This window comes from Streptosporangium sp. NPDC048886, from assembly GCF_055586905.1.
In genome coordinates, this window is sequence record NZ_JBVJHH010000011.1 from 14,691 (window position 1) to 38,991 (window position 24,301).

Genomic DNA, 24,301 nt, shown 5'->3' on the forward strand with positions numbered 1-24,301 from the left:
GGCTCGCGCACCGGGCGGGGCCCGTCGCCCCTGCGAGGACACGACGGCCGGCGTACGGAGCCGGAGGCGGCGGGGGGGCGGGAGCGCCTGGCCCCGAACCGGTCAGCCGGCCTCGCGCCAGCCGTCGTACTCCTCCGCCAGCGCCTCCAGCCACGCCAGGTGACCGGCCTCCAGCGTCCCGCCGGGATCTTCGACGACCACGACCCACTGGGCGTCCTCGGCGTCGTCCTCTCCCGCGAGGGTCTCCCGGACGACCGCGGGCACGCCGATCCGCGGGAACTCCTCGGCCACGCTCTCGGCGACCTCCTCGGCGTCGTCGCGCTCGGCGAACACCAGCAGGTGTCTCATCGTCCCTCCCGGAATCGTCCTCGCCGAAGGCGAGGGCCCCGGCGGCGGCGCCGCCGGGGCCCTCTCAGATGTGCCTCAGACGCCGCGGAGCTGGGCTCCGGTGCGCTCGCCGGCGAGCGCCACGGCCGCGTCGCGGGCCGCGGTGGTCTCCTCGACGGTCAGCGTCCGGTCCGGCGCCCGGAACCGCAGGGTGTAGGCCAGGGACTTCCTGCCCTCGCCGGTCTGGGCCCCGGTGTAGACGTCGAACAGCCGGACCGACTCCAGCAGCTCGCCCGCCCCCTCGCGCAGCGCCCTCTCCACCTCGGCCACCGGGGTGGCGGCCTCGACGACGAGCGCGACGTCCTGCGTGGCGACCGGGTAGGAGGAGACCGCGGGGGCCTGCGCCGGACCGGCCGACAGCGGCTCCAGCCTGGTCAGCTCCAGCTCCATCGCGCTGGTGCGCGCGGGCAGGCCGTAGGCCTCGATGACGCGCGGGTGCAGCTCACCGGCGTGACCGACGAGCACATTCCCGGCGTACAGGGCCGCGCAGCGGCCCGGGTGCCAGGGCTCGTGCCGGTCGGCACGGACCTCGAGGGTGACCCCGGCCTCGCGGGCCACCGTGCGGGCCGCCTCGACGGCGTCCGCCCAGGCGGCCGCGCGTCCCTGGCCCCACCATCCGGAGCGCTCGAACTCCCCGGCCAGCACGGCTGCCACCCGGAGCGGCTGGGCGGGCAGCGCGGACTCGATGGAGGCGAGCTCCTCCTCGCTCGGCCTGCGGTCCACCCCGAGCACCGGCGCGGTCTTGGCCGCGCCCTGGGACGGCCGGTAGACCAGGCCCGTCTCGAACAGCGCGGTGTCGCCGAAACCCCGGCCCACGTTGCGGACCAGCGTCTTGAGCAGCCCCGGCAGCAGCGTGGTCCGCATCAGCGGCTCATCCTCGCTGAGCGGGTTGGCCAGCCGTACGGCCCGGCGGCGCGCGTCGTCGGCGGGCAGTTGCAGGTTGTCGAAGTCACGCTCCCCGACGAAGGGGTAGGCCAGGATCTCGACGTAGCCGGAGGCGGCCAGCGCCCGGCCCACCCGGCGGCGCAGCCGCTGGCCCTCGCTGAGACCGGCGCCCGCCGGGGCGGCCGGCAGGATCGAGGGCAGGTTCTCGTAGCCTTCGAGCCGGATGACCTCCTCGGCGAGGTCGTTCGGGTCGGTGAGGTCGGGCCGCCAGGAAGGCGGGGTGACCGTCAGCATGTCGTCGCCGGTGACCGCGAGCTTGGCGGCGATCTCATCGGCGGGGGCGACCGCGCCGCCGGCGACCGTGCAGCCGACCTGCTCAAGGCGGCGGATCACGGTCTCCCGGTCGTAGCCGATCCCGGCGACCCTGCCGGGGTGGCCGCTCGGGATGGAGATGCGGACCGGCTCGACCTCGGCCTCGGCATGGGTCACGCCCGGCTGGATCGTGCCGCCGCCGAGCTCCGCCAGGAGCTGGGCCGCGCGCCAGGAGGCGTACAGCGGCAGCTCCCGGTCCACGCCCCGCTCGAAGCGCTTGGACGCCTCGCTGACCAGGTTGTGGCGGCGGGACATCCGCGCCACGCCGCTGGCGGAGAAGTGCGCGGCCTCGATCACGATGTCGGTGGAGGCCTCGGAGATCTCGGTGTGCAGGCCACCCATGGTCCCGGCCATCGAGATCGCCCCCGACGCGTCGGTGATCAGGATGTCTTCCGGGTCGAGCTTGCGGACGACGTGGTCGAGCGTCTCCAGCGTCTCGCCCGGCTCGGCCCGGCGCACCACGATCCCGCCGGTCAGCCTGGCGGCGTCGAAGGCGTGCAGGGGCTGGCCGAGCTCCAGCATCACGTAGTTGGTGACGTCGACGGCCAGCGAGACCGGGCGCATGCCGGCGCGGGTGAGCCGTACGCGCAGCCACAGCGGGCTGGGCGCCGCCGGGTCGAAGCCCTGCACCTCGCGCAGCACGAAACGGTCGCAGGCGGCCGGGTCGGCGATGGAGGCCGGATAGGACGGCCCCGCGCCGGCGGGCGGGGAGACGTCGGCCGGGTCGAGGAAGGCCGAGCCGAAGGCGGTGGCCGCCTCACGGGCCACACCGCGGATCGACAGCGCGTAGCCGATGTCCGGGGTGATCTCCAGCTCGATCACGTCGTCACGCAGGCCGAGCAGCTCGACCACGTCGGCCCCGATCGGGGTGCCCTCGGCCAGCACCATGATGCCGCCGTGCTCGTCGCCCAGCCCGAGCTCGCGCTCGGAGCAGATCATGCCCTCGGACATCCGTCCGTAGGTCTTGCGGGCGCCGACCTCGAAGCCGCCGGGCAGCACGCCGCCGGGCAGCACGACCGGCACCCGGTCGCCGACGGCGAAGTTGGTCGCGCCGCAGACGATCTCACGCGGCGCGGCCTCTCCCACCTCGACCTGGCAGTGCCGGATGGGCTTCTTGAAGCCCTGCAGTTCCTCGATGGCGAGCACCTCGCCGACGACCACGTTCTTGACGTCGTGGCCATAGGAGGTGACGGCCTCCAGCTTGAGGCCCGCGGCGGTGAGCCTGTCGGCGACCTCCTGGGCGGTGACGGCGGGGAGATCGACATACTCCCGCAGCCATGAAAGCGGGACCTTCATCAGACCTCCATCCCGAACGGGAGCGTGAAGCGGACGTCTCCCTCGACCATGTCGCGCATGTCTTCGACGTTGTGGCGGAACATCAGCGTGCGCTCGATGCCCATGCCGAAAGCGAAGCCGCTGTAGCGGCCGGGGTCGACGCCGCAGGCGATGAGCACCCGCGGGTTGACCATGCCGCAGCCGCCCCACTCGATCCAGCCCTCGGACTTGCAGGTGCGGCAGTGCGGGTTGCCGGGCACCGCGGAGGCGCCCCGGCAGACGAAGCACTTCAGGTCCATCTCGGCGGACGGCTCGGTGAACGGGAAGTAGTTCGGCCGGAACCTGGTCGTGATGCCCTCGCCGAACATGACCTCGGCGAACCGGTCGAGGGTGCCCTTGAGGTGGGCCATGGTCAGGCCCTCGTCGATCGCCAGCCCCTCGACCTGGTGGAAGACCGGGGTGTGGGTGGCGTCGAGCTCGTCGGTGCGGAACACCTTGCCGGGCGAGATCACATAGACCGGCAGGCTCCGGCTGAGCAGGGCCCGGATCTGCACCGGCGAGGTCTGCGTGCGCAGCACCATGCCGGAGTCGACCGACTCCACGAAGAAGGTGTCGTGCTCCGAGCGCGCCGGGTGGTCGGGCGAGATGTTCAGCGCGTCGAAGTTGAACCACTCGCCTTCCAGCTCGGGGCCCTCGGCCACCTCGTAGCCCATCGCGACGAACGCGTCGGCGACGCGCTCCTGCAGGGTGGTCAGAGGGTGCCGGGCGCCGCGCGGGGCGCGGTCGGCGGGCAGCGTGACGTCGACGGTCTCCTCGACGAGGACCCGCTCGTCACGCTCGGCCTCCAGCTGGGCCTGGCGCTCGGCGAGAGCCTCGGTGACGGCCTTGCGGGCACCGCCGATGCGCTTGCCCGCCTCGGCGCGGGCCGCCGGCGGCAGGGCGCCGATCTCACGGTTGGCCAGGGCGATCGGCGAGCGGTCACCGGCGTGCGCGAGCCGTACCTGCTTGAGTTCGTCGAGGTCGCGCGCCGCCTTGATGGCGTCGAGCGCGTCGGCCTGCATGCGCACCATCTCATCGGCGTGCAGCGGGGTCACCTCAACCGGGTCGTAGTTAGACAAGAGAGCTCCGAATCCAGGGCTTAAGCGGCAACGAGTCTAGTCGGGAGAGCCCACCGGGCCTGCATCCACGCTCAGGCGAAGTCAGGGGTGCCGGTGGGCACCATAAATCGGAACTCGGCCCCGCCCTCGGGCCCCCGCTGCACGGAGATGGTGCCGCCATGGGCCTCGATCAGGCCCTTGACGATGAACAGGCCGAGCCCGGTGCCACCGCGGCGGCGGGCGTTGCCCCGCCAGAACTGCCGGAACACGCGCGTGGCCAGCTCGGGCGGGATGCCCTCTCCCTGGTCACGGACGGACACGGTCACTCCCCATTCGTTCGGCTCGATGGTTATTGTCACCGTACCGCGCCCGTGCCGCACCGCGTTTTCCACCAGGTTGGCCAGCACCTGGTCGATCTTGTCCTGGTCGAGCCAGGTCTCGGGCAGCTCGTCCCGCACCTGAAGCCGGAAGCGGTCCTCCGGCTCGCCCGCCGCGACCCGCCCAGCGATGATCTTGCGGGCCCTGGCCGGGATGTCGACCACCTGGCGGTGGATCTCCAGCCGCCCGGACTCGATGCGGGAGACGTCGAGCAGCTCGGTGATCAGCCGGGTCACCCGGTCGGCGTCGGCGTTGACCGTCTCCAGCATGACGAGCTTCTGGTTGTCGGTGAAGCGGGTCCACTTGGCCAGCAGGGTCGCGGTGAAGCCCTTGACGCTGGTGAGCGGGGAGCGGAGCTCGTGGGCCACGGTGGAGACCAGGTCGGCGCGGCTGCGCTCCAGGCGGGCGCGGGCGCCGGCGTCGCGCATCGTGATCACCACTCGGACGATCTCGCCGCCCCGCTCGGGCCGGCGCACCAGGCGGGCGGCCACGAGCATCTCCTGGCCACCCGGGGTGCGCAGCGGGAGCTCGGGCTGGCGGCTGCGGGTGGGCAGCCCGCCGTAGGTGTCGAACCACTTCCACCAGTCGCGCCCGTCGTGGTCACGGAAGGAGAACACGTCCCGTAGGTGCCGTCCGGCGGCCTGGTCGCGGGTGACCCCGGTCAGGCGGGTCGCGGCCCGGTTGACGGCCAGCACGTGGCCGTCCCGGTCGGTGACGACGAGGCCGTCGGGGAGCTCGTCCACGTCGATCACACAGGCGGAATCAGCGCTCCGCTCGTCGGTGTGTTCGCCGTGCACGACCCCGCCTCCTCGACGCTACAACGCCGACAATAGCGGGTTTCCCGCGTTCTACGGCAGCCTCGGAGCGGGGGTCCGGGAACCGGCCCGCTGAGACCGGGCAGATGCGTACAGACACACCGCGGCGGCGGTCGCGAGGTTGAGACTCTCGGCCCGGCCGTAGATCGGCACGCGGACCACTTCGTCGGTCAGCCGCAGGATCTCCTCCGGCAGTCCCCACGCCTCGTTGCCGAAGACCCAGGCGGTCGGCCCGGACAGGTCCACGTCGTCCAGGGTCCGCTCGCCCGCGCCGTCGGCGGCGAGCACCCGCAGCCCGGAGTCCTTCAGCCTCCGCACGGCCTGCGCCACCGGCGCCCCGGTGGTGACCGGGAGGTGGAACAGGCTGCCCGCGCTGGCCCGGACGCACTTGCCGTTGTAGGGGTCCACCGAGGCGTCGGTGAAGACGACCGCGTCGGCGCCCGCCGCGTCGGCGGTGCGCAGCACGGTCCCGGCGTTCCCCGGATCGCGGACGTGGGCGAGCACGGCCACCAGCCTGGCGTCGGCGGTGACGGCGCGCTCCAGGGCCACGTGCACGAACCGGCACACCGCCAACAGCCCCTGCGGGGTGACGGTCTGGGCGAGCTCGGCCATGACCTCGCCGCTGGCCCGGTGGACGGGCACCCCCGCGGCGGTGGCGGCGGCGACGATGTCGGCGTGGCGCGTCCCGGCCTCGGCCGTGGCGAACAGCTCCACCACGACGCCGTCCAGCGCCAGCGCCTCGCGGACGGCCTGCGGCCCCTCGGCGAGGAAGGACCGGTCCCGGTCCCGGAAGGCCCGTTTGGTCAGCCGCCGCACGGCCTTGACCCTCGGCGACTTGATGTTGGTCAGCTCAGATCCCGCCATGCCCGTCCCCCCAAGAATGCGAATGCGGCCCACAGCGTGATCGCTGTGGGCCGCACACTCGTCAGTGCCGGATTCAGCCGGCGACCGGCGCGTTCACGTCGGCCGGGAGCGCCTTCTTGGCGGCCTCGACCAGCGTCGCGAACGTGGCGGCGTCGTTGACCGCGAGGTCAGCGAGGATCTTGCGGTCGACCTCGATGGAGGCCAGGCGCAGACCCTGGATGAGCCGGTTGTAGGTGATGCCGTTCTGGCGGGCAGCGGCGTTGATGCGCTGGATCCAGAGACGGCGGAAGGTGCCCTTGCGGTCCTTGCGGTCGCGGTAGGCATAGGTCATCGAGTGGAGCATCTGCTCCTTGGCCTTGCGGTACAGCCTGGACCGCTGGCCCCGGTAGCCCTTCGCCCGCTCGAGAACGACCTTGCGCTTCTTCTTGGCGTTGATCGCCCGCTTCACGCGTGCCATGTGTATCTATCTCCCCGGGGGCCGTTACTTAGCGAGCAGCTTCTTGATCTTCTTGGCGTCGGCATCGGAGAGCACGACCTCGGACTTGAGACGACGCGTCAAGGTGGACGACTTCCACTCGTTGTAGTGCGCGCGGTTGGCCCGGCGGCGCTTGATCTTGCCGGAACCGGTGAGCCGGAATCGCTTCTTCGCACCGCTGTGCGTCTTCATCTTCGGCATCTCAGCCGTCTCTCCCTCGATCGTGCCGATGTCCCGGGCCGGTAACCCGAGTCAAGGGCATGCCTGACTGCGAGACCGGACCCGGTCTCGGCTTAATCTCGCGACTACCTGACGGTTCAGGCTATGCGAGTCACTCCTGCGGAGCGGCCACCTCGTCCTCGACGGGCGCCTGACCCTCCACGGAGTCCTCGTCACGCCGCGCCTTGGCCGCCGCCTTCTCGGCCTTGGCCTCGGCCTTCTTCTTGTGCGGGCCGATCACCATGATCATGTTTCGGCCGTCCTGCTTGGGCTGGGACTCCACGAAGCCGAGCTCCGTGACGTCCTCCGCCAGGCGCTGCAGGAGCCGGAAGCCCAGCTCGGGTCGGGACTGCTCCCGCCCGCGGAACATGATCGTGACCTTGACCTTGTCTCCGGCCTTGAGGAACCGCACCACGTGACCCTTCTTGGTCTCGTAGTCGTGCGGGTCGATCTTCGGCCGGAGCTTGATCTCCTTGATGATCGTGTACGCCTGGTTACGCCGCGCCTCACGTGCCTTCATCGCGGACTCGTACTTGAACTTGCCGTAGTCCATGAGCTTGCACACGGGCGGGCGGGCCGTGGCCGCGACCTCAACGAGGTCGAGGTCGGACTCCTGAGCCAGCTTCAGAGCATCGCCGATGGAGACGATGCCAACCTGTTCGCCGTTCGGGCCGACGAGGCGGACCTCGGGGACGCGAATACGGTCGTTGATGCGGGGCTCGGCGCTGATGGGGCCTCCTAGGTTGCGATCCGCAGCCGCCTTCGCGGGCGGCTGCCACATGCTCGATCGTGCCGGGAGGTCGTGGAACGCAGGCCGTTGGCAGGTCTGGATGCACGAAATGCCCCGCACGTCGCGCATGCGGGGCCACATGAGCTCATCGGATCTGACACCTTGAGCTCTCCGGAGTTACCCGGTGTGATCCTTGACCTGCCGACCTTGCGGTCGACCAGGTGGGAGGTGAACCTCCGCTTGCGCGTCCAGCAGGCATGCCGGACCGATCGAGTAGTTACATTACCACAACCCCCCACGTCCACAGAATCATCCCGCGACATCCCCGCCGGCGGCGCGATCCCGGGAGCCGTTGCGCGATATGCCGATGGTCGTTATATAAAGACAGTATGAGCGAGCGATCGATGCAGGAACCCACGTTCCTGATCCTCACGGCCCTGGCCGCCGGGCCCCAGCACGGCTACGGGGTGATCACCGACGTCCAGGAGATCTCCGACGGCCGGGTGCGCCTGCGCGCGGGCACCCTCTACGCCGCCCTCGACCGCCTCCAGTCCGAGGGTCTCGTCGCCGCCGACCGCGAGGAGGTCGTGGACGGCCGCCTGCGGCGTTACTACCGGCTGACCGGCGACGGCGCCGACCGCCTGGCGGCCGAGGCCGAACGGCTGCGCCGGCACGCCGCGGCCGCCGCCGCCCGCCTGCGCGTCCGGCCGGCCGGCGGCACGCTGTTCCGCCGCGGTCTCGCCGGAGGCGCCGCGTGAACCCTCTGGAGACGCGCTACCGCAGGCTCATGGCCTGTTACCCCCGGGAGCACAGGGCGCGCCACGAGGAGGAGATGATCGGGGTGCTGCTGGCCGGAGCCGAGCCGGGGCGCAGGCTGCCGGACCCACGCGACGCCCTCGACCTGGTCCGGGGCGGAGTGCAGATCCGCCTCCAGCGGTTCCTCGGCCCCGAGGCCGCCGCGCACTGGCGCGACGCGCTGAACGTCGCCGCCGTCATCACCCCCGTCTACCTGCTCCTCAACCAGGTCGCCGGGATGGTCGTGCTGTTGTGGCCGAGCGATCCGGGCCTGTCGGCCTACAACCTGCTGGGGCTCGTCGACCTCCTGCCCAACGCGCTGATCGTGGGGCTCGCACTGCGCGGCCTGCGCTGGACGGCGGCGGCCGCCGCGTGGATCCTCGGGCTCGCCGGTCCCGTCGTCACCGCCGTGGCCACCGCGGACCTGGTCGAGCGGACGGGCGGCTACCCCCCGGGCAGCGCATCCACCCTCGCCGAGCAGGCGCTCGGGGCCCTGCCCGGTCTGATCACGGCTCTGCTGCTCACCGCCGCGCCGCGTCCCGCCGAGGGCACCGAGCTCATCGGCCGCCGGAGACTGCTCCTGTGGGCCGCCGTCAGCACGGTGGCGATGGCGGCGGCGACCGCGTTCTGGTACGGCTGGTCAGCCGACGACTACGCCAACGTCCTGCTCGGCCCGGCCCTGGTCGCCATGGCCTGCGGGGCCGGCAGCCGCACCCCGGTCGGCCGCCGGGTGATCCTGCTGCTGTCGCCGATGCTGCTCCTGATGTACGGCGACGGCCTGATCCGCAGGACCCTCGACGGTAGGTGGCTCCTGTCCCTGGTGGAGATCCTGCTCGTCGGCGTCCTGGCCGTCGCCGCCCGGCGCGGCTTCATGCCCTACGGCACCGGGACGGTCAGCTCTCCGGAGCGGCTCGTCTGACGATCTCGGCCTTGCCTGCCGCCCGCATCGTCTCCACCGGCACGTCGGTCCGGCCGGTCATCAGCTCGACCTGACGGACCGCCTGGTGCAGGAGCATGGGGAAGCCGCCGATCACCGCGCCGCCCCGCTCCGCCACGGCCGCGGCCAGGCGGGTGGGCCACGGCGCGTAGACCACGTCGAAGAGCGCGGGCACCCCGGCGACCCGGCCGGCGAGGTCGTCGGCGGCTCCGGCGGGCAGGGTCGAAACGACCAGGTCCACATCCAGGGTGTCGTCGAGCTTGTCGAAGGTCCGCACCGCCAGGGTCATGCCCAGCCGCTCGGCCACCTCCGCGGTCTCCCAGGCCCTGGCCGGCTCGCGGACCACCAGGGCCGCCTCGGCCAGGCCCAGCTCGCGCAGCGCGGCCAGCGCGGAGGCCGCCGTCGCTCCCCCACCGAGAATCGTCGCCGCCCGGGGCCGGGTCACGCCCGCCTCGGCGAGCGCCTGCACGATGCCGTGGACGTCGGTGTTGTCACCGTGCCGGGCTCCGTCGCGGAAGATCACGGTGTTGGCCCCGCCCACCTGGACCGCTAGCTCGGAGACCGTGTCGAGCAGCGGCAGCACGGCCCGCTTGAGCGGCATGGTCAGCGACAGCCCCGCCCACTCGGGGCCGGAGCCGCCGATCAGGGCGGGCAGCCCGGCCTCGTCGCACTCGATCGCCTCATAGCGCCAGTCGTACAGGCCCAGGGCCTCGTAGGCGGCGCGGTGCAGGTAGGGGGAGAGCGAGTGGGCGATGGGGGACCCGAGCACCGCCGCCCTCATCATCCGCCCCTCTGGTTCTGCTCGAACTCCGCCTTGAACCGGAAGAACTCGGCCTCGGAGGAGGTGAACTTGGTGATGCCGCGCTTGGTGTCGGTGGTCACGAACCAGACCCAGTCGCCCTTGGTCGGGTGGAGCGCCGCCTGGATGGCGTGGTCGCCGGGGTTGGCGATCGGTCCCGGCGGCAGGCCGAGCCGCGCGTAGGTGTTGTAGGGCGAGTCGCTTTCAAGGTCGGCGTTGGTCGCCGCGACGCCGTACTTGTTCAGCCCGTACATCACCGTGCTGTCCATCTCCAGCTTGCGCGGGGGGTTGCCGTCGAGGCGGTTGTAGATGACCCGGGCCACCTTGCCCATGTCCTTGACGCTGCCGGACTCGGCCTGGACGATGCTGGCGATCGTCATGATCTCGTGCGGGGTGCGACCGAGAGCCCTGGCCTCCTTCACCAGCCCGTCCTTGCCGGCGGTCTCGTGGAAGCGGTCGACCATCGCGATCAGGATGTCGGCGGGCTCCATCTTGGGCGTGATCTCGTAGGTGGCCGGGAAGGCGTAGCCCTCCAGCCTGCCCTTGGCGTAGGAGGGCAGGCCCAGCGCCTTGACGTCCTTGGCGGCCCGCTGGAACTCCTTGAGCGGCTTGCCGGTCTGCTTGGCGAGCTGCTCCAGGGTGTCGGACAGGCGCAGGCCCTCCTTGAGGGTCACCCGCTCCAGCAGCCGCTTGGCCGGGTCGAGCAGCTCGACGGCGGCGGCGGCCGACATCTGCTTGCGCATGGTGTATTCGCCGGGCTGCAGGGAGGAGCTCTTGCCCGCCTTGGCGACGGCGTCGGCGAAGGCCCGGGCGCTCTTGACCACGCCCTTGTCCTGCAGGGTCTGGGCGACGTCCGAGGCGCTCTGGCCGCCCTTGATCTCCACGACGACCTCGCCGGTGCCCTGCCCGGTGTAGTCGTCGGGCGTCATCACATCGCGCAGCCAGGTGTAGCCGTAGAAGCCTCCGGCGCCGATGCCGCCCAGCAGGACGATGACCGCGAGCATCGGGGCGAGGAACCCGCCCCGGTTTCGGCGGCGCTTACGGCGACGGCCGCGCCGGCCGCCGCCCGAGGACGCGCGGGACTTGCGCCGCGACCCACCGTCGTCGTCGGCGACCAGGAAGTCCATATCGAGATCGTTCATAGAGTCGCCGGCCAATCTCCCGGTAGGTGCGGCCTGGCGTCAAGCGGGTATGCCAAACCGAGGGGGGACACCGGGCCAAACGCCCCGGTTCGCCGGGCACCTTCTCCAGGCCTGCCGGTGCGCGTCGCCGCATGCGACGGAACGAGAGGTGTTCCGCCGGGCATCAACACGCCCCGAGGTAACGGTTCAGGTCTTCCCGGTCTCTCACGAACTCACTCTCCGTATCAGCGAATTTCGTGATTCTATGCTCCGGAGCGATTGTGACAAACCGGAAGCAATCACCTTGATATGGCCTGAGAGGCGTCCGCAGCACCCTCGCCCCCGGCCACACAGTGGATCCGGGCCGCGGACAGCAGACGTGAGGCGGTCTCACCCGGGTGCCCTTCTCCGGCACCTCGGGGGTCCCGCGCCACTGTGCGTAGCGCACCGTGACGCCGGACCGGAGCGGGGCCCGCGCCCTGATCCGGCCGCCGGTCGCTCCGGTGCCCCCGGAACGGCCGGGGCTCCGTCCGTCCTCGGCGTGGCGGAGCCCCGCCACCGTGACGACCGCCAGGGGGGACGGGGCCATACCACTCGCAGGCGGCCGCAGGGGGCTCACCGAGCGGCCCCACCACTCGATCCTCCGCCGGGCTGCCCCTCGCCCGGCGGGTCGAGCGCCCTGCCCGGCGGCGTGCCGGTGGCGCGCTCGGCGTCCAGGGCCGCCTGGAGCAGCACGACGGCCGCCGCCTGATCCACCACACCACGCTGGTTCTTGGCCTTCACCCCGCTGGCCCGCAGGCCCTGCTGGGCGGTGACCGTGGTCAGCCGCTCGTCGAACAGCCGGACCGGGATCTGCGCCAGCCGCCGCGCGATCCGGGCGGCGAAGTCGCGGGCGGCCTCGGCCGCCTGTCCCTCGCGCCCCGAAAGCGAGGTCGGCAGGCCGACCACGATCTCGACGACCTCGTACTCGGCCGCGATCTCCGCGAGCCGGTCCAGGTCGCCCCTGCCGCGCCGTACGGTCTCCACCGGCGTGGCCAGCAGCCCCGAGGGGTCGCTGCGGGCCACGCCGATGCGGACCGAGCCGACGTCGACGCCCATCCGGATACCGCTTCTCATCATCGTCTCCGCCCCGAGCCGGATCCGGTCCGCAGGCGCCCGCCGTCAGACGAGCGTCTGGGCGATCGCCTGCTCGACGGCGCCGAGCGCCTCGCCGATCGCCTCGGGACGGACCCCGCCGCCCTGGGCGACGTCGTCCTTGCCTCCGCCGCCACCGCCGAGCGCCTTGGCGGCGACACCGACGAGCCGGCCCGCCTTCAGACCCCGCTCGCGCCCGGTCTCGTTCACCGTCGCGACGACCACCGGCCGGTCGCCGGGGACGCCGGCGACGACGACGACCGCGGGGCGCTCACCGGGGAAGCGGCCGCGCACGTCGAGGGCGAGCCTGCGCAGGTCGTCGGGGGAGGTCCCGTCAGGGGCGCGGTGCGTCACGACGGACACGCCGTGCAGGTCCCGGGCACCGGCGGCCAGCTCGCCCGCCATCGCGAGCACCTGGGCGGAGCGGAGCTTGTCCAGCTCCTTCTCCGCGGTGCGCAGCCGGGTGACGATGCCCTCGATCCGCTCGGGCAGCTCCTCACGACGGGCCTTGAGCTGCTCCGACAGCTGGGCGACGAGCACGCTCTCGCGGGCCAGGAAGCGGAAGGCGTCCAGGCCGACCAGGGCCTCCACCCGGCGCACGCCCGCGCCGATCGACGCCTCGCCCAGCACCTTGACCAGACCGAGCTGGCCGGAGCTGGAGACGTGGGTGCCGCCGCAGAGCTCACGGGAGTATTCGCCGACCTCGACGATGCGGACGGTCTCACCGTACTTCTCGCCGAACAGGGCCAGCGCGCCCATCGCCCGGGCCTCGGCCTGCGAGGTGTGGAAGGCGTTGACCTTGAGGTCGTTGATCAGGACGGCGTTGACCTCGTCCTCGACGTCACGGAGCATGCTGGGCGCCACGGCGCCGGCGGCGGTGAAGTCGAAGCGGAAGCGGCCGGGCGAGTTCTCCGAACCGGCCTGCGCCGCCGTCTCGCCCAGCGCGTTGCGGAAACCGCGGTGCACCAGGTGGGTGGCGGTGTGGCTGCGGGAGATGGCGCGGCGCCGCTCGACGTCGATCTCGGCCTGGGCCTGGTCGCCCACCCGGATCTCACCGGTGCGGACCTTTCCGCGGTGCACGACGACGCCGGCGACCGGGGACTGCACGTCCACGATCTCCACCTCGGCCCCGTCGGTGCGGATGACGCCCTGGTCGGCGAGCTGACCGCCGCCCTCGGCGTAGAAGGGGGTGCGGCCCAGCACGACCTCGACCTCGGTGCCGGCGCCCGCGGCCGGGACCGAGAGCCCGCCGACGAGGACGCCGATGACCTCCGACTCGGCGCTGACCTGGTCGTAGCCGAGGAACTCGACCTTGCCGGTCTTCTCCAGGATCTGCCCGAACACCGAGATGTCGGCGTTGCCGGTCTTCTTGGCGGCGGCGTCGGCCTTGGCCCGGTCGCGCTGCTCCTTCATCAACCGGCGGAAGCCCTCTTCGTCGACCTTCAGCCCCTGCTCGGAGGCCATCTCCAGGGTCAGGTCGATCGGGAAGCCGTAGGTGTCGTGGAGCTGGAAGGCCTGCTCCCCGCCGAGCGTGCCCTGCCCCTTGCGCTTGGTCTCCTCCACGGCCACGTCGAAGATCGCGGTGCCGGTGCGGAGGGTGCCCAGGAAGGAGGCCTCCTCGGCGTCGATGACACCGTGGATCTGCGGGGCGTCGACCTTGAGCTCGGGGTATTGGTCGCTCATCACGCCGATGGTCACCGCGGTGAGCTCGTGCATGTAGCGCTCCTCGCCCGCGCCGAGCAGGCGCAGGTTGCGGATGGCGCGGCGCAGGATGCGGCGCAGCACGTAGCCGCGTCCCTCGTTGGAGGGCAGCACGCCGTCGGCGACGAGCATGACGCCGGTCCGGACGTGGTCGGCGATGACCCGCAGCGAGACGTCGGCGCGCTCGTCGCGGCCGTAGCGCGTCTTGGTGAGCTCGGCGGCCCGCTCAAGGATCTTGTAGGTGGTGTCGATCTCGTAGATGTTGTCGACGCCCTGCAGGATCGCCGCCATGCGCTCCAGGCCCATGCCGGTGTCGACGCTCTTGGCGGGCAGCTCACCGAGGATCGGGTAGTCCTCCTTCACCCCGCCCGCGCCGCGCTCGAACTGCATGAAGACGTTGTTCCACACCTCGAGGTAGCGGTTCTCGTCGGCGATCGGGCCGCCGTCCTTGCCGTATTCGGGGCCGCGGTCGTAGTAGATCTCGGTGCACGGGCCACATGGTCCGGGCACGCCCATCGACCAGTAGTTGTCAGCCATGCCGCGGCGCTGGATGCGCTCTTCCGGGACGCCGACCTTGTCGTGCCAGATGGCGTAGGACTCGTCGTCGTCGTAGTAGACGGTGACCCAGAGGCGCTCCTCGGGGAAGCCGAAGCCGCCCTCGGACTCCGGCTTGGTCAGCAGCTCCCACGCCAGCGGGATCGCCTGCTCCTTGAAGTAGTCGCCGAAGGAGAAGTTGCCCAGCATCTGGAAGAACGTGGCGTGCCTGGTGGTCTTGCCGACCTCTTCGATGTCGGGGGTGCGCACGCACTTCTGGGCGCTGGTGGCCCGGCTGAAGGGCGGCTTCTGCTGGCCCAGGAAGTAGGGCTTGAACGGCACCATGCCCGCGGGGACCAGCAGCAGCGTCGGGTCCTCGGCAACCAGGCTGGCCGAGGGCACTACGGCGTGCCCACGCTCCTCGAAGAAGCGCAGGAAGCGGCGGGCGATCTCTGCCGACTCCATGTCAGCGGCCATCCTTTACATCGTAGTGATAGGTGTTCTCAACAGTGTCGAGCCCGAACCTGGACCGCAACTCGGTTTCCCGCTTGGCCGCGCCCTCCAGGGCGTCGCCGGCGAAGTCCCTCATCTGCTCCAGGGCGCCGGAGGCGCTGTGCACGGCGCGCCGGGCCAGGTGGTTCGGGTGCAGCGCCTGCAGCTTACGCATGACCCACACCGCGCCGAACGCGCCCAGGGACATGTAGAACAGTCGCCGGATCATCGCCGCCGCCTCTCCAGCATCCGAAGGTTCGATCTGCCACGGACGTGCAGGGCCTGCCGGACGCCGTGACCGAGTGCCGCGATCTTGATCAGCGGCCCGGTGACCAGGGTCTGGGCGACATCGCTGACCTTGGCGACGTGCCCGCTGACCTGCTTGACGTCCACGGCGATCGCCTCGACGGCCACGAGCTGGCGGTTGGCCTCGCTGACGGTGGTCGTGACGTCCTCCAGCAGCGGCACCACCCGCTCGCCCAGCTCCGAGACCATCTTGGTGGTCTCGGTGAGCAGCCGGGCCAGCCTCACCAGGACCATGGCCAGGAAGCAGACCAGGACCACCCACGCCACGGCGACGATCAGCCCTGCGACCTCTCCGGCGGTAAGCATGCGCCGATCTCCTCACTCGACCCGGCTGGAACGGCAAAACCCTATCGCGTCCGGCACCACTCCCCCGGCACGCCGTCTCAGACGGGCCGTCCCGCATGGGCCGGGAGGCGTCGCGGGGCCGGACCTCGCCGGCGGGCCGTCCCCGCCCCGCAGGGGGCGCCTACCCAGGCTAGTCGCCGGAAACCCCGCCGCGGCTAGCTTGACGCCGCGGCGGCCCGCGCCGGGCGGATCTCCCAGGACCTCCCTCCGGGCGGCCGCCACCCCCCTTCCGGGGGGGTTACTGGCCGCGGAGAAAGGAGCGGATCTTGGACCAGCGGTCGGCGAAGGCCGCCTCGGCCCCGTGGCGGGTGGGCTGGTAGTAGCGGCGCTCCCGGAGCTCCTGCGGGACGTAGTCCTGGCGGACCAGACCGTGCTCGAAGTCGTGCGGGTATTTGTAGCCCTTGCCGTGGCCGAGCTTCCCGGCTCCGCTGTAATGGGCGTCGCGCAGGTGGTTGGGCACGTGGCCGATGCCGCCGCGCCGCACGTCCTCCGAGGCCGCGCCGATCGCGTTGGTCACCGCGTTGGACTTGGGGGCCAGCGCGCAGTGGATGACCGCCTGGGCCAGGTTGAGCCGCCCCTCGGGCAGGCCGATGAACTCCACCGCCTGGGCCGCGGCCACCGCGACCTGCAGGCACGTCGGGTCGGCCATGCCGACGTCCTCGGAGGCGAAGATGACGATCCGGCGCGCGATGAAGCGGGGATCCTCACCCGCCTCGATCATGCGAGCGAGATAGTGCAGCGCCGCGTCGGCGTCCGAGCCGCGCATGCTCTTGATGAAGCCGCTGATCACGTCGTAGTGCTGGTCGCCCTGGCGGTCGTAGCGGACGGCCGCCTTGTCCACCGCGCGCTCCACCACCTCGACGGTGATCTCGCCGTCGGCGATCAGCGAGGCGGCCTCCAGGTAGGTCAGCGACCTGCGGGCGTCTCCCCCGGCCAGCCGTGTCAGGTGCTCGGCGGCCTCGGGCGCCAGCTCCGTCCTGCCGTCCAGGCCGCGCGGGTCGGTCACGGCGCGCTCCAGCACCGACCGGATGTCGTCCTCCGACAGCGACTCCAGGGTCAGCAGGAGCGAGCGGGACAGCAGCGGCGAGATGACGGAGAAGAACGGGTTCTCGGTGGTGGCGCCGATGAAGGTGACCCAGCGGTTCTCCACCGCGGGCAGCAGGGCGTCCTGCTGGGCCTTGTTGAAACGGTGCACCTCGTCCACGAACAGCACGGTCTGGCGGCCGGACATGCCCAGCTCGCGCCGGGCCTGCTCGATGGCCGCGCGGACCTCCTTGACGCCCGCGGACACGGCGGAGACCTCGACGAAGCGGCGCTTGGTGACCCCCGCCACCACATAGGCCAGGGTGGTCTTGCCGGTGCCGGGCGGGCCCCACAGAAACAGCGACATCGGCGCCTCGGCCTCGACCAGCCTGCGCAGCGGCGTGCCGGGGCCCAGCAGGTGGCGCTGGCCGATCACCTCGTCGAGGCCGCGCGGGCGCATCCGCACCGCCAGGGGCTCATGGCCGCGATGGGCCTCCTCCACCGCCGAATCGAACAGGCTGTCCACGCTCCGACAGTACCGGCAGGGCGCCGCTGCCGGATCCACGCGCCGGGCGCCCGTCCGGCGCGGGAGGGAGGCCGTCCGACAAGGAGGCCGTCCGGCGCGGCGGGGAGTCCGTCCAACGCGGCGGGGGTTTCCGGCGGGCGCCCGCCGGCGCCCGCGGAAGGAGCCCCGGCCCGGTCAGCTCCCCCAGACGGCGACCGCCCCGCTGTGCCCGGCGCGCAGCACGTAGTAGAGCGCCGCGACGGCCACGAGCACGGTGAGCGCCGAGACGGCCGGCCCGCTCAGCCGTCCGTACCGCTCACCCTGCGAGAGATGGACGAGGATCAGCGAGACCACGCCCAGGGCGAGGGCGGACAGCAGCAGCGGCGTGGCGAAGCCCTCGTGCTCGGCGATGCGCCGGCCGAGCCGGCCGTCGACCGAGGAGAACCGCCCGTCCTTCAGCGCCTCGCCGCTCTGCCTGGCCGCGAGGACGGCGATCGGGACGATCACCGCGAGCGCCGTCACCGGCCACTTCAGTACGGCCCGCGTGCGCGGTGCCAGCGCGTGGGCGGCGGCCAGCACCGCCAGGAGCGGCGTCAGGACCACGGCGGCATGGATGATCAGGGGATGGGCGGGCAGGCCCAGGATCTCGTCGAACATGCGGGGGCTCCGGTCATACGCGACTCTTCATCACCGAATACGGAATCTCACCACGAACGGTTCTGAAATGCACCAGGGTGTCCGGTGAGTTCCCCATCTGTCCCATGCGTTGGATTACGTCACTTACATCCAGCACACGCCAAGGCCGGTACGCTTTCCGCCAGTCAATAGTCATGAAACGGTGATCGTGGAGGACATAGCGGTGAGCGGCGAGGACCGCCAGAGCCAGCTGGCGCGGGAGCACAAGGAGCGTCAGGCCCAGCGTGCTGAGCAGGCGACCAAGGCGAAGCGGAACACCTTCATCGGCGCCGGCGTCGCGGTCGTCGTCGTCGTCGGCGGCCTGGTCGCCGCGACGACCCTGCTCGGAGGCAAGGGCGACGGCAAGCCCGTGGCCGCGAGCTCGCCGGCCCCCTCCGACACCGCGCAGCCGTCGATCTCGGCCATGCCCAGCACCCCGGCCGACCCGTCCAAGGTGAGCTGCGCCTACCGCAAGGACACCAGCGGCAGCCCGGCCAAGAAGGTGGGCATGCCGCCGAGCAAGCCCAACCTGAAGCTGAAGACCATGACGATCACCACCAACCACGGTGTCGTCGTGATCGACCTGGCGACCCAGCAGGCCCCCTGCACGGTGAACTCCTTCGCCTTCCTGGCCAAGAAGAACTTCTACGACAACACCAAGTGCCACCGCCTGGCCACCCCGGAGAACTCCGGTCTGTCCATGCTCCAGTGCGGCGACCCGCAGGCCAAGGCCGACGGCGAGAATCCCACCGACGGCCAGGGCAGCTCGGGCTACGTCTTCAACGACGAGAACCTCGGGGGCATGCCGTACGCCAAGGGCACGGTCGCGCTGGCCCAGCCCCCCGACGCGAGCAACCAGAACGGCAGCCAGTTCTGGTTCTCCCTCGGAGACGAGAACGCCCAGCTGGACCAGGGATACACGCCTTTCGGGATCGTCTCCAAGGGCATGGACGTCCTGGAGAAGATCGCCGCGGGCGGGTGGATCGTCAACCCCGAGGACATCACCGGCGACGGCGGGTCCACCGCCCCCAAGCTCCCGGTGATCATCAAGGACATGAAGCTCACCTGACGAGGTTCCGGGCGGGACGCCCCGGCGGTCGACCGACCGCCGGGGCGTCCGCTTTTCTCCGGGCCGGCGCTCCGAGCGGGTTCTCCCGCGCCGGTTTTTCCGAGCCGTTTCTCCCTGGCGGGCCCGCGCCGCGGAGCTCCCGATACTGCGGACGATCTATCCCATATCGTGTGATCCCGCTCATATAGGGTCGACATCCGGCGTCCCCAAGTGACACTTGAAGCGGAGACAGTGTGATCCATCTCACTGAGGGGCGCCGATGCCGGAGAAACTACCCGCCGAGTTCGTGTTCAGCCCGGAGTTCAGCAGGGATCCCTATTCCACCTACGGCGCGCTCCGGGACAGGGGCCCGGTCCACCCGATCGACTTCCCACCCGGTACCGACGCCTTCCTGGTGGTCGACTACGAGCACGGCCGCAAGGCCCTCAACGACCCCCGCCTGAGCATGAACCCGGCCCGGTGGCCGGAGCTGTTCCCCATGCTCCTCGAGCAGGACAACCCGGTGCTCGCGCACAACATGCTCAACAGCGACCCGCCCGACCACACCCGGCTGCGCCGCCTGGTCTCCAGGGCCTTCACCCCGCGGCGGACCGAGAGCCTGCGGCCCCGGGTCCAGGAGATCACCGACGAGCTCATCGACGCGATGACCGCCAGGGGCCACGCCGACCTGCTCGACGACTTCGCCTTCCCGCTGCCGATCACGGTGATCTGCGAGCTGCTGGGCGTCCCGGTCGACGACCGCGAAGCCTTCGGTGACTGGTCGACCTCTCTGATCACCCCGCCTCTCGACGAGGAGCAGGTCCGGCACCGCGCCGAGGCGAACGACGCCGTGCGCGCCTACTTCACCCGGATCATCGCCGAGCGCCGGGCCCGGCCCCGCGACGACATGGTCAGCGCGATGGTCGCCGCCCGCGACGAGGAGGAGCTGCTCAGCGAGGAGGAGGTGCTGTCCACGCTCACGCTGCTGCTCATCGCCGGGCACGAGACCACGGTCAACCTGATCGGCAACGGCATGCTGGCCCTGCTCACCCACCCCGGCCAGCTCGCGCTGCTGCGGGAACGGCCCGGACTGCTGCCGTCGGCGATCGAGGAGTTCCTACGCTACGACGGCCCCGTGGAGCGAGCCTCCTTCCGCTTCTCCACCGACGACATGGAGATCGCCGGCGTCCCCATCCCCAAGGGCAGCCTGGTCCACATCTGCCTCGGCGCGGCGGGCCGCGACCCCGGGGCGTTCGACGGTCCCGACACCCTCGACATCACCCGGACCGACAACCGCCACCTGGCCTTCGGCCACGGCATCCACTTCTGCCTGGGCGCGCCGCTGGCCCGCCTGGAGGCCCAGATCGCCTTCGAGACGCTGCTGCGCCGCCTGCCGGACCTCGCGCTCGCCTGCCCGCCCGGCGAGATCGCCTGGCACCGGAACGGCTCGCTGATCCGTGGGCTGCGGGCGCTGCCCGTCCGCTTCTAGCCCCTTCCGGTCACGGCGGAGGCCCCCCGGAACGCGGCTGTTCCGGGGGGCCTCCGACCGTGCCGGGGAGCCTAGACCTCCGCCTTCGGCTTGGCGTCCACGCCCGCCTCCTTGCGCTGCTCACCCGTGATCGGGGTGGGCGCGCTGGTCAGCGGGTCGAAGCCGGAAGCCGTCTTCGGGAAGGCGATGACGTCGCGGATCGAGTCGCCGCCCGCCAGGAGCATGCAGACGCGGTCCCAGCCGTAGGCGATGCCGCCGTGCGGGGGCGGGCCGTACTTGAACGCCTCCAGCAGGAAGCCGAACTTGCTCTCCGCCTCCTCCTTGGAGATGCCGAGCACGTCGAAGACGCGCTGCTGCATCTCGGCCCGGTGGATACGGATCGAGCCGCCGCCGATCTCCATGCCGTTGCAGACCATGTCGTAGGCGTAGGCCAGGGCCTCGCCGGGGTGGTCCTGGAAGTTGTCGGCCCACTCGGGCTTGGGCCCGGTGAACGGGTGGTGGACCGCGGTCCAGCCGCCCTCGCCGTCCTCCTCGAACATGGGGGCGTCGACGATCCACAGGAAGTTCCACGCCGACTCGTCGATCAGGCCGCAGCGGCGGCCGATCTCCAGGCGGGCCGCGCCGAGCAGGTCGCGCGAGCCCGAGGCCGCGCCGGCCGCGAAGAAGATCGCGTCACCGGGCTTGGCGCCCGTCTTGGCGGCCAGGCCCGCGGCCTCGCTCTCCGAGAGGTTCTTGGCGACCGGGCCGCCGAGCGTGCCGTCCTCGCCGACGAGGACGTAGGCCAGGCCCCTGGCGCCGCGCGACTTGGCCCACTCCTGCCAGCCGTCCAGCTCCTTGCGGGTCTGGGAGGCGCCACCCGGCATGACCACGGCGCCCACGTAGGGAGCCTGGAAGACGCGGAAGGTGGTCTCGGCGAAGTATTCCGTCATCTCGACGAGCTCCTGGCCGAACCGCAGGTCCGGCTTGTCGGAGCCGTAGCGGGACATGGCCTCCCAGTAGGTCATCCGGGGCAGCGGCGTCGGCAGCTCGTAGCCGAGCGTCTCCTTCCAGATGCGGCTGATCAGAGCCTCGCCCAGGGCGATGACGTCGTCCTGGTCCACGAAGGACATCTCGACGTCGATCTGGGTGAACTCCGGCTGCCGGTCGGCGCGCAGGTCCTCGTCGCGGAAGCAGCGGGCGAGCTGGTAGTAGCGCTCCATGCCGGCGACCATGAGCAGCTGCTTGAACAGCTGCGGCGACTGGGGCAGCGCGTACCAGCTACCGGGCTGCAGGCGGACCGGGACCAGGAAGTCGCGGGCGCCCTCGGGGGTGGAACGGGTCAGCGTCGGGGTCTCGATGTAGTTGAACCCGTGCTCGTTCATCACCTCGTGGGCCAGGTAGGTGGCCTTGGAGCGGATCCGCATGGCCTGCGCGACCTGCTGGCGGCGGATGTCGAGGTAGCGGTATTTGAGCCGGGCCTCCTCCGACACCCCGGTGCCGCCCTCGATCGGGAACGGCAGCGGGGCGGACTCGCTGAGCACCTCGACCTCGGAGGCGACGACCTCGATCGCACCGGTCGGCAGCTCGGGGTTCTCGTTGCCCTCCGGACGGACCCGCACCTCTCCGACGACCTTGACGCAGTATTCCGCGCGCAGGCCGTGCGCGTCGTCCTCCTCGCGGAAGACCACCTGGGAGGAACCGGAGGCGTCACGCAGGTCGATGAAGACCACGCCGCCGTGGTCGCGGCGGCGCGCCACCCAGCCGGCCAGCGTCACCTGCTGCCCGGCGTGCTCCTTGCGCAGTGATCCCGCTTCGTGCGTGCGGATCATTTCTTCAGTCTCTCCTTCAAGGTCGTGACGATCTCAGCGAGCGGTACGGCGGCCTGGTCGCCGCTGACCAGGTCCTTGACCTGTGCGGACCCCGCGGCGATATCTCGCTCGCCGAGGATCACCGCATAGCTCGCCCCCGACCGGTCGGCGCCCTTCATGGCGCCCTTGACGCCCTTGCCGCCGAACGACATGTCGGCGTCGAGACCGGCCCGGCGCAGCTCGGTGATGAGCAGGAACATCCGGCGGCGCGCCTCCTCACCCAGCGGCACACCGTACACCTGGACGCGCGGGTCGGTGGTCTCGGCGCCCGCCAGGCCCTCGGCCTCCATGGCCAGGAGCGTCCGGTCGACGCCGAGCGCCCAGCCGACGCTGGGCAGGGCCGGGCCGCCGAGCATCTCGCTCAGCCCGTCGTAGCGGCCACCGCCGCCGACCGCCGACTGGGAGCCCAGCCCGTCATGGACGAACTCGAACGTGGTGCGCGTGTAGTAGTCGAGCCCGCGGACCAGCCTGGGGTCGTCGGTGTAGGCCACGCCGGAGGCGGTCAGCAGCGAGCGGACCTCCTCGTGGTAGATCTTGCACGCCTCGCACAGGTGGTCGACGACCAGCGGGGCCCCGGCGAGCTGGGCCTGCACCTCGGGGCGCTTGTCGTCGAGCACGCGCAGCGGATTGATCTCGATCCGCTGCCGGGTGGCCTCGTCGAGGTCGAGGGTGCGCAGGAAGTCCTGGAGCGCGGCCCGGTAGACGGGGCGGCACTCCCGGTCGCCCAGCGTGTTGAGCAGCAGCCGGACCCCGGTGAGCCCCAGCCCGGCATAGCCGTCGGCGGCCAGCACGATCAGCTCGGCGTCCAGCGCCGGGTCCTCCGCCCCCAGCGCCTCGGCGCCGACCTGCCAGAAGTGGCGGTAGCGGCCCTTCTGGGCGCGCTCGTAGCGGAACTGGCTGCCGGAGTACCACAGCTTCACCGGGAGCTGGCCGTTGTGCAGGCCGTGCTGGAGGACCGAGCGCACGACCGAGGCGGTGCCCTCGGGGCGCAGCGTGAGGGAGCGCCCGCCCTTGTCCTCGAAGGTGTACATCTCCTTGGAGACGATGTCGGTCGATTCGCCGACCCCGCGGACGAACAGCGCGGTGTCCTCGAAGACCGGGGTCTCGATGTAGCCGTAGCCCGCGCGGCGGGCCGGGGCGGTCAGCGCCTCCCGCACGGCGAGCGCCTGCTCCGAACGCGGTGGGAGCCAGTCAAAGGTGCCCTTGGGCGCCTGCAAAGTCATTTTTAGAGTCCCCTGGTGGGAGCGGCGTACGGGGCGGCTTCCGCGAGATACGGGTTGGTGGCGCGCTCGTGGCCGATCGTGGTCTGTGGTCCGTGGCCGGGCAGGACCACCGTGTCCTCCGGCAGCGGCAGGCATTTGGTCGCCAGGCTGCGCAGGATGGTCGGGTAGTCGCCGCCCGGGAGGTCTGTGCGGCCGATGGAGCCGGCGAACAGCAGGTCGCCCGAGAACAGCACGTCCGGGATCTCTTCGGTGCTGGGCAGCCGGAACGTCACCGACCCCCTGGTATGGCCCGGGGTGTGGTCGACGGTGAGCTCCATGCCCGCCAGCCGCAGCACCTCGCCGTCGGCGAGCTCGCGCACGTCGTCGGGCTCGCTGAAGGTCAGCCCGCCGAACAGCTGCTGCCGGGTCGTCAGCGACAGCCCCTTGCCCGGATCCGAGAGCAGCTCGCGGTCCTCCGGGTGGATCCACGCGGGGACGTCGCGTGCCCCGCAGACCGGGGCGACCGACCACATGTGGTCGATGTGCCCATGGGTGACCAGCACCGCGACCGGCTTGAGCCGATGCTCGCGCAGCACGTCGTCGAGGTCGCCGACGGCGTTCTGGCCCGGGTCGACGATGACGCACTCCTCGCCGGCGGCGGGAGCGACGACGTAGCAGTTGGTCTGAAACGACCCTGCGGGAAAGCCGGCGATGAGCATCTGCCTCAGCTGATCTCGTCAAGAATACGGATGGGAATGTAACCGAAGGGTACCGGTGCGGGTCGGCGGGCTGCGAACCATTACCCTTTGGCCGATACGATTCGCCCACCTCATTAAGTAATACTCCGGCAC

23 protein-coding genes are annotated in these 24,301 nt (G+C 71.3%); 4 read left to right on the top strand and 19 right to left on the bottom strand.

The features are described from left to right. Nucleotides 1-102: 102 nt before the first annotated feature. From ACZ6R6_RS15270 to infC, 8 genes are all read right to left on the bottom strand, one after another. Nucleotides 103-348, bottom strand: coding sequence for a hypothetical protein (locus ACZ6R6_RS15270; RefSeq protein WP_306868748.1), 246 nt, complete (start codon nt 346-348; stop codon nt 103-105). A 75-nt stretch (nt 349-423) separates the two neighbouring features. Continuing rightward, on the bottom strand, nt 424-2,940 hold the full coding sequence (pheT, locus tag ACZ6R6_RS15275) for a phenylalanine--tRNA ligase subunit beta (RefSeq protein ID WP_470093678.1): 2,517 nt from the start codon (nt 2,938-2,940) through the stop codon (nt 424-426). Next, on the bottom strand, nt 2,940-3,989 hold the full coding sequence (pheS, locus tag ACZ6R6_RS15280) for a phenylalanine--tRNA ligase subunit alpha (protein WP_470094049.1): 1,050 nt from the start codon (nt 3,987-3,989) through the stop codon (nt 2,940-2,942). Before pheS ends, pheT begins: the two co-directional genes overlap by 1 nt. Before the next feature lie 119 nt (nt 3,990-4,108). Next, nucleotides 4,109-5,191, bottom strand: coding sequence for a sensor histidine kinase (locus tag ACZ6R6_RS15285; RefSeq protein ID WP_470093680.1), 1,083 nt, complete (start codon nt 5,189-5,191; stop codon nt 4,109-4,111). A gap of 51 nt (nt 5,192-5,242) precedes the next feature. Continuing rightward, complete coding sequence (locus ACZ6R6_RS15290; protein ID WP_470093682.1) at nt 5,243-6,073, bottom strand: TrmH family RNA methyltransferase; 831 nt, start codon at nt 6,071-6,073, stop codon at nt 5,243-5,245. A gap of 73 nt (nt 6,074-6,146) precedes the next feature. After that, nucleotides 6,147-6,530 carry a 50S ribosomal protein L20 gene (gene rplT, locus ACZ6R6_RS15295; protein ID WP_012892552.1) on the bottom strand — a complete coding sequence of 128 codons (384 nt, stop codon included), beginning with the start codon at nt 6,528-6,530 and terminating at the stop codon, nt 6,147-6,149. Nucleotides 6,531-6,554: 24 nt separating this feature from the next. Further along, on the bottom strand, nt 6,555-6,749 hold the full coding sequence (gene rpmI, locus ACZ6R6_RS15300) for a 50S ribosomal protein L35 (RefSeq protein WP_306868740.1): 195 nt from the start codon (nt 6,747-6,749) through the stop codon (nt 6,555-6,557). 130 nt (nt 6,750-6,879) lie between these two features. After that, on the bottom strand, nt 6,880-7,548 hold the full coding sequence (gene infC, locus ACZ6R6_RS15305; RefSeq protein ID WP_442480491.1) for a translation initiation factor IF-3: 669 nt from the start codon (nt 7,546-7,548) through the stop codon (nt 6,880-6,882). A 338-nt stretch (nt 7,549-7,886) separates the two neighbouring features. Here infC and ACZ6R6_RS15310 point away from each other — a divergent pair, with 338 nt between their 5' ends. Next, nucleotides 7,887-8,255, top strand: coding sequence for a PadR family transcriptional regulator (locus ACZ6R6_RS15310; protein WP_470093685.1), 369 nt, complete (start codon nt 7,887-7,889; stop codon nt 8,253-8,255). Continuing rightward, the gene (locus ACZ6R6_RS15315; RefSeq protein WP_470093687.1) at nt 8,252-9,211 is read left to right on the top strand and encodes a hypothetical protein; all 960 of its coding nucleotides are present in this window, start codon (nt 8,252-8,254) and stop codon (nt 9,209-9,211) included. The genes ACZ6R6_RS15310 and ACZ6R6_RS15315 overlap by 4 nt, the downstream gene beginning before the upstream one ends. Here ACZ6R6_RS15315 and ACZ6R6_RS15320 read toward each other — a convergent pair. The 8 genes from ACZ6R6_RS15320 to ACZ6R6_RS15355 all read right to left on the bottom strand — a co-directional run bounded on the left by ACZ6R6_RS15320 (nt 9,186) and on the right by ACZ6R6_RS15355 (nt 17,846). After that, entirely contained in the window at nt 9,186-10,010 is an 825-nt protein-coding gene (locus ACZ6R6_RS15320) for a shikimate dehydrogenase (protein ID WP_470094051.1), read from the bottom strand. The two genes, ACZ6R6_RS15315 and ACZ6R6_RS15320, sit on opposite strands and share 26 nt — an antisense overlap. Further along, nucleotides 10,010-11,170, bottom strand: coding sequence for an endolytic transglycosylase MltG (gene mltG / locus ACZ6R6_RS15325; protein WP_470093689.1), 1,161 nt, complete (start codon nt 11,168-11,170; stop codon nt 10,010-10,012). Before mltG ends, ACZ6R6_RS15320 begins: the two co-directional genes overlap by 1 nt. Before the next feature lie 594 nt (nt 11,171-11,764). Then, a complete protein-coding gene (ruvX, locus tag ACZ6R6_RS15330) occupies nt 11,765-12,265 on the bottom strand; it encodes a Holliday junction resolvase RuvX (protein WP_470094053.1) in 501 nt (166 codons plus the stop codon). A gap of 45 nt (nt 12,266-12,310) precedes the next feature. Then, nucleotides 12,311-14,983 (bottom strand): alanine--tRNA ligase, encoded by a 2,673-nt coding sequence (gene alaS / locus ACZ6R6_RS15335; protein WP_470094055.1) that lies wholly within the window; start codon nt 14,981-14,983, stop codon nt 12,311-12,313. Between the two features lies 1 nt (nt 14,984). Further along, nucleotides 14,985-15,239 (bottom strand): hypothetical protein, encoded by a 255-nt coding sequence (locus ACZ6R6_RS15340; protein ID WP_470093690.1) that lies wholly within the window; start codon nt 15,237-15,239, stop codon nt 14,985-14,987. Continuing rightward, nucleotides 15,236-15,622 (bottom strand): DUF948 domain-containing protein, encoded by a 387-nt coding sequence (locus ACZ6R6_RS15345; RefSeq protein WP_470093692.1) that lies wholly within the window; start codon nt 15,620-15,622, stop codon nt 15,236-15,238. The genes ACZ6R6_RS15340 and ACZ6R6_RS15345 overlap by 4 nt, the downstream gene beginning before the upstream one ends. A 277-nt stretch (nt 15,623-15,899) precedes the next feature. Beyond that, nucleotides 15,900-17,210 (bottom strand): replication-associated recombination protein A, encoded by a 1,311-nt coding sequence (locus ACZ6R6_RS15350; RefSeq protein WP_470093694.1) that lies wholly within the window; start codon nt 17,208-17,210, stop codon nt 15,900-15,902. A gap of 174 nt (nt 17,211-17,384) precedes the next feature. Continuing rightward, a complete protein-coding gene (locus ACZ6R6_RS15355; protein WP_470093695.1) occupies nt 17,385-17,846 on the bottom strand; it encodes a hypothetical protein in 462 nt (153 codons plus the stop codon). A 202-nt stretch (nt 17,847-18,048) separates the two neighbouring features. Here ACZ6R6_RS15355 and ACZ6R6_RS15360 point away from each other — a divergent pair, with 202 nt between their 5' ends. Together ACZ6R6_RS15360 and ACZ6R6_RS15365 are read left to right on the top strand one after the other, a co-directional pair. Next, nucleotides 18,049-18,933, top strand: coding sequence for a peptidylprolyl isomerase (locus tag ACZ6R6_RS15360; protein ID WP_470093697.1), 885 nt, complete (start codon nt 18,049-18,051; stop codon nt 18,931-18,933). 259 nt (nt 18,934-19,192) lie between these two features. After that, nucleotides 19,193-20,401, top strand: coding sequence for a cytochrome P450 family protein (locus ACZ6R6_RS15365; RefSeq protein WP_470093699.1), 1,209 nt, complete (start codon nt 19,193-19,195; stop codon nt 20,399-20,401). Nucleotides 20,402-20,472: 71 nt separating this feature from the next. On the opposite strand, the gene aspS is transcribed toward ACZ6R6_RS15365, so the two are convergent. The 3 genes from aspS to ACZ6R6_RS15380 are packed head-to-tail and all read right to left on the bottom strand — an operon-like array spanning nt 20,473 to nt 24,169. Further along, nucleotides 20,473-22,209 carry an aspartate--tRNA ligase gene (gene aspS, locus ACZ6R6_RS15370; protein WP_470093701.1) on the bottom strand — a complete coding sequence of 579 codons (1,737 nt, stop codon included), beginning with the start codon at nt 22,207-22,209 and terminating at the stop codon, nt 20,473-20,475. Further along, the gene (gene hisS / locus ACZ6R6_RS15375; RefSeq protein ID WP_470093703.1) at nt 22,206-23,471 is read right to left on the bottom strand and encodes a histidine--tRNA ligase; all 1,266 of its coding nucleotides are present in this window, start codon (nt 23,469-23,471) and stop codon (nt 22,206-22,208) included. The genes aspS and hisS overlap by 4 nt, the downstream gene beginning before the upstream one ends. Before the next feature lie 2 nt (nt 23,472-23,473). Then, nucleotides 23,474-24,169, bottom strand: coding sequence for an MBL fold metallo-hydrolase (locus ACZ6R6_RS15380; RefSeq protein WP_470093705.1), 696 nt, complete (start codon nt 24,167-24,169; stop codon nt 23,474-23,476). Nucleotides 24,170-24,301: the final 132 nt, after the last annotated feature.

Coding starts and splice junctions, on each gene's coding strand:
- rpmI (WP_306868740.1), bottom strand. CDS start 6,749: ATGCCGAAGATGAAGACGCACAGCGGTGCGAAGAAGCGATTCCGGCTC.
- ACZ6R6_RS15380 (WP_470093705.1), bottom strand. CDS start 24,169: ATGCTCATCGCCGGCTTTCCCGCAGGGTCGTTTCAGACCAACTGCTAC.
- ACZ6R6_RS15320 (WP_470094051.1), bottom strand. CDS start 10,010: ATGAGGGCGGCGGTGCTCGGGTCCCCCATCGCCCACTCGCTCTCCCCC.
- pheS (WP_470094049.1), bottom strand. CDS start 3,989: ATGGTGCGCATGCAGGCCGACGCGCTCGACGCCATCAAGGCGGCGCGC.
- pheT (WP_470093678.1), bottom strand. CDS start 2,940: ATGAAGGTCCCGCTTTCATGGCTGCGGGAGTATGTCGATCTCCCCGCC.
- ACZ6R6_RS15355 (WP_470093695.1), bottom strand. CDS start 17,846: ATGTTCGACGAGATCCTGGGCCTGCCCGCCCATCCCCTGATCATCCAT.
- ACZ6R6_RS15365 (WP_470093699.1), top strand. CDS start 19,193: ATGCCGGAGAAACTACCCGCCGAGTTCGTGTTCAGCCCGGAGTTCAGC.
- alaS (WP_470094055.1), bottom strand. CDS start 14,983: ATGGAGTCGGCAGAGATCGCCCGCCGCTTCCTGCGCTTCTTCGAGGAG.
- infC (WP_442480491.1), bottom strand. CDS start 7,548: ATGTGGCAGCCGCCCGCGAAGGCGGCTGCGGATCGCAACCTAGGAGGC.
- mltG (WP_470093689.1), bottom strand. CDS start 11,170: ATGAACGATCTCGATATGGACTTCCTGGTCGCCGACGACGACGGTGGG.
- ACZ6R6_RS15290 (WP_470093682.1), bottom strand. CDS start 6,073: ATGGCGGGATCTGAGCTGACCAACATCAAGTCGCCGAGGGTCAAGGCC.
- ACZ6R6_RS15270 (WP_306868748.1), bottom strand. CDS start 348: ATGAGACACCTGCTGGTGTTCGCCGAGCGCGACGACGCCGAGGAGGTC.
- ACZ6R6_RS15310 (WP_470093685.1), top strand. CDS start 7,887: ATGAGCGAGCGATCGATGCAGGAACCCACGTTCCTGATCCTCACGGCC.
- ruvX (WP_470094053.1), bottom strand. CDS start 12,265: ATGAGAAGCGGTATCCGGATGGGCGTCGACGTCGGCTCGGTCCGCATC.
- ACZ6R6_RS15340 (WP_470093690.1), bottom strand. CDS start 15,239: ATGATCCGGCGACTGTTCTACATGTCCCTGGGCGCGTTCGGCGCGGTG.
- ACZ6R6_RS15345 (WP_470093692.1), bottom strand. CDS start 15,622: ATGCTTACCGCCGGAGAGGTCGCAGGGCTGATCGTCGCCGTGGCGTGG.
- rplT (WP_012892552.1), bottom strand. CDS start 6,530: ATGGCACGCGTGAAGCGGGCGATCAACGCCAAGAAGAAGCGCAAGGTC.
- hisS (WP_470093703.1), bottom strand. CDS start 23,471: ATGACTTTGCAGGCGCCCAAGGGCACCTTTGACTGGCTCCCACCGCGT.
- aspS (WP_470093701.1), bottom strand. CDS start 22,209: ATGATCCGCACGCACGAAGCGGGATCACTGCGCAAGGAGCACGCCGGG.